Source organism: Synechococcus sp. R6-10 (assembly GCF_047461815.1).
GTDB lineage: Bacteria > Cyanobacteriota > Cyanobacteriia > Thermostichales > Thermostichaceae > Thermostichus.
The window spans coordinates 1-3,241 of record NZ_JANSHW010000430.1 but is presented as its reverse complement, the minus strand read 5'-3'; the positions used below and the strand labels follow the sequence as shown (position 1 = coordinate 3,241).

Sequence of the window (3,241 nt, the reverse complement as noted above, 5' to 3'; positions counted from 1 at the left end):
AGAGTCTGACATGGTGTGGGGTTGGGCGTCTTTTTTCCATCATGAACCAACAGGTTGCGCCTCTCTTGATATCCTGAAAAAGACTTTCCTTGCTCTTGTCCTCCGTCTTGTTGGCGTTTGAGATCTGCTTTCCCTATGGCCAAGCCGCGCACCCTTTCTGGCATTCAGCCCTCTGGCGAACTGCATTTGGGCAACTACTTGGGGGCAATTAAAAACTGGGTGGCCGAGCAGGAGCACTACGAGAACTTTTTTTGCATCGTCGATCAACACGCCATCACCGTTCCTCAGGATCCTAAGCTGCTGAGGGAGCGAACCCGTTCGCTGTTTGCCCTTTATTTGGCCTGCGGTCTCAGCCTGGAGCATTGCGTGCTATTCGTCCAGTCCCATGTGCCTGCCCATACGGAGCTGGCCTGGCTGTTCAACACCATCACCCCCATGAACTGGGCGGAGCGCATGATCCAATACAAGGAGAAGAAAGAAAAACAGGGAGAGGAGACCAGCGTTGGCTTGTTCAGCTACCCGATTTTGCAGGCGGCGGATATTTTGCTCTACCAACCCAAGTATGTGCCAGTGGGGGAGGATCAGCGGCAGCATATTGAGCTGTGTCGGGATATTGCCCGCCGCTTCAATGACCGTTTTGGAGAGGTGTTTCTGATCCCAGAGGCCCTGATTCGTCCGGAGGGGGCGCGGGTAATGAGCTTGACCGATGGTACGCGCAAGATGTCCAAGTCGGATCCCTCGGATTTCAGCCGTATTCATCTGCTGGATGACCCGGATACCATCCGCAAGAAGATCCAAAAATGCAAGACCGACCCCATTCGGGGCATTACTTTTGACGATCCGGCTCGTCCCGAAGCCCACAATTTGTTGACGATTTACATGCTCACCTCCGGCAAAAGCAAGGAGGTGGTGGCGGCTGAGTGTGCCGAGATGGGGTGGGGGCAGTTCAAGCCCCTCCTTGCCGACAGCATCATCGCTGCCCTGGAGCCCATTCAGCAGCGCTACCGGGAACTGTGGAGCAACCCCGACCACCTGCTCGTTCTGATTCGGGAGAATGCCGCTAAGGCCCGGGCCATCGCCGAGCAAACGCTACAAAGGGTGAGAGAGGCCATGGGGTTCTTGCCCCCCTAAGGGATCCCTGCCCAAGCTTTGATGGGATCAGTCGGGGTTGCCATCGCGGATCTCGACGGTGCTGAAGGCGCTCACCAGCCAATCCAAACCCAGCTCCGAGAGGATCCCTTTCCAGCCTAGGCGCAGGCGCTCCTGCCATTCTTGCCGGTGGTTAATCAAATACACGCAGACCAGAGTGATGCCCACTCCCAGCCATTGCAGCCGCGTCAGCGATTCCCCCAGAAAGGTGCTGCCAAACAGCAGGGCAAAGATGGGGGTGAGGAAGGTCAGGGAGCTGAACTCGGTGAGGTTTTCCTGAGAGGCGAAATAGAAGAAGAGGGCATAGGCCAAGGCGCTCCCCATCACCGAAGCGTAGAGGAGGCCCAGCCAGTGGATCCCGCTCAGGTGTTGCCATTGCTGGGTTTCTGTTAGTGCTGACAGCAGGATCAAGGGCAGGCTGCCCAACACCATGTGCCAGCCCGTCGCCAGCACCGGATCCGCCACCTCCGCCACCTTGGGCATCATCACGGTGCCGATGGCCATCGACAGGGAGGCCATCAACATCCAAACGACGCCGGCCCCCAACTGCAGGGATCCCTCGCCGGATAGGCCGATGAGGCCAATGCCGAAAACTCCCAGCCCCAGGCTCAGCCAGCCTAGGGATCCCATCCGCTCGCGGTAAAACCAGGTGGCCATCAGAGCCACCGCCAGCGGCTGCGAGTCAATGAGCACGGATCCCAGGCCCGCCCCTGTCTCTTTCAGCCCTTGGGCCAAAAATCCCTGAAAACATGTGCCATCCACCAGCGCAAACGCCAACACCCATAGCCAGCCGCGCAGCCCTCTGGGATGCCAGGCGTGAGACGCAGAACCCCGCCCCTGCCAGAGCCGAAAGGCAAGAACCAGGATCCCTGCCGGCAGCAACCGCAGAATGGCAATGAAGAGGGGGGTGGTCTCGGAGAGGGCATCTCGCATCACCACCATCGCCGAGCCCCACAGGAAAAAGGGGGCAATCATCAGGAGGCGTTGCCAGATAGGCTGAAAGAACAGGTCAGACTGAGCCATAGGTGCTTCAAACTTGGAGACGGAAGTTAACCCCATGTTAAGCGCTGGGGCAGCTCAGTTACAAATCTTAACTGTTGATGCATGTTATGCCTGGCATGGGATCCCTGGAGGGCTTTCTCAACCTGGACAAGCCGGCGGGGCTCACCTCCCACGACTGTGTGGCGGCGGTGCGGCAGGTCTTGCGCACCCGCAAGGTGGGGCATGGGGGCACCTTGGATCCGGCGGCAACGGGGGTTTTGCCGATTGCGGTGGGACGGGCAACACGCTTTTTGTCGTTTTTGTCGGGGGATAAGGTGTATCAAGCAACCTTCCGATTGGGACAGCGCAGCGACACCGACGATGCCGAAGGGCAGATCCGGGTGGGATCCCCTTGTCCTGGGTTGAGTCGCGAGCAGGTAGAGCAGTGCTTGCGGGAGTTTACCGGCGAGATCTGGCAGGTACCGCCCCTCTACAGCGCCCTTAAGCGGCAGGGGAAAAAGCTCTACCAGTTGGCCCGGGCCGGCGTGGAGGCTGCGGAACTCCAGTTGGAACCCCGACGGGTGGTCATTCGGCAACTGCGCATCCTGGGCTGGCGAGCCGGAGACTTTCCGGAAGTGGATCTGGAAGTTGCCTGTGGCCCCGGCACCTACATTCGTGCCCTTGCCCGCGATGTGGGGGAAAAATTGGGCTGTGGAGGGCTGATGAGCCGGCTGCGACGGCTGCAAAGTGGCCCCTTTCGCATCGCAGAAAGCCTGCCCCTGGAGAAATGGCGGGGATCCGCGGATCCCGCTGCTGCCCTGCTGCCCATCGAGTGGGGATTTGCCGATTGGGGTGCGGTACAGCTCTCTTCCGCCAAAGCGAAGCAGTGGCTGCAGGGTCGGGCCATTCTCCTCGACCGGCCTGTTGTCGATGCCCCTACTTTGCGGGTGCTGGACGAGGCGGGCAAGTTTTTGGGCTTGGGGTACGGTCAGGCAGGTCAGCTCAAGCCGCTGCGGGTGTTGTCGCCGGATCCCTAGAGTGTTGCAGAAAGGTTACATTTTCGTAACAACATTGGCCATTGTCTCAGAGGGAAGTGGGAAAGAAACCCCTG

General features: G+C 59.4%; 3 protein-coding genes. 2 read left to right on the top strand and 1 reads right to left on the bottom strand.

The genetic code is table 11. From position 1 onward, the window contains the following. The first annotated feature begins 135 nt into the window (after positions 1-135). Positions 136-1,131: a tryptophan--tRNA ligase gene (gene trpS / locus NW837_RS11730; RefSeq protein ID WP_414331708.1), complete on the top strand. Its 996-nt coding sequence runs from the start codon at positions 136-138 to the stop codon at positions 1,129-1,131. Positions 1,132-1,158: 27 nt separating this feature from the next. Here the strand turns inward: trpS and NW837_RS11725 are convergent, their stop codons facing one another. Further along, positions 1,159-2,172 carry a DMT family transporter gene (locus NW837_RS11725; protein WP_414331706.1) on the bottom strand — a complete coding sequence of 338 codons (1,014 nt, stop codon included), beginning with the start codon at positions 2,170-2,172 and terminating at the stop codon, positions 1,159-1,161. A gap of 95 nt (positions 2,173-2,267) precedes the next feature. Here NW837_RS11725 and truB point away from each other — a divergent pair, with 95 nt between their 5' ends. After that, entirely contained in the window at positions 2,268-3,167 is a 900-nt protein-coding gene (truB, locus tag NW837_RS11720; protein ID WP_414331711.1) for a tRNA pseudouridine(55) synthase TruB, read from the top strand. Positions 3,168-3,241: the final 74 nt, after the last annotated feature.

Coding starts and splice junctions, on each gene's coding strand:
- truB (WP_414331711.1), top strand. CDS start 2,268: ATGGGATCCCTGGAGGGCTTTCTCAACCTGGACAAGCCGGCGGGGCTC.
- trpS (WP_414331708.1), top strand. CDS start 136: ATGGCCAAGCCGCGCACCCTTTCTGGCATTCAGCCCTCTGGCGAACTG.
- NW837_RS11725 (WP_414331706.1), bottom strand. CDS start 2,172: ATGGCTCAGTCTGACCTGTTCTTTCAGCCTATCTGGCAACGCCTCCTG.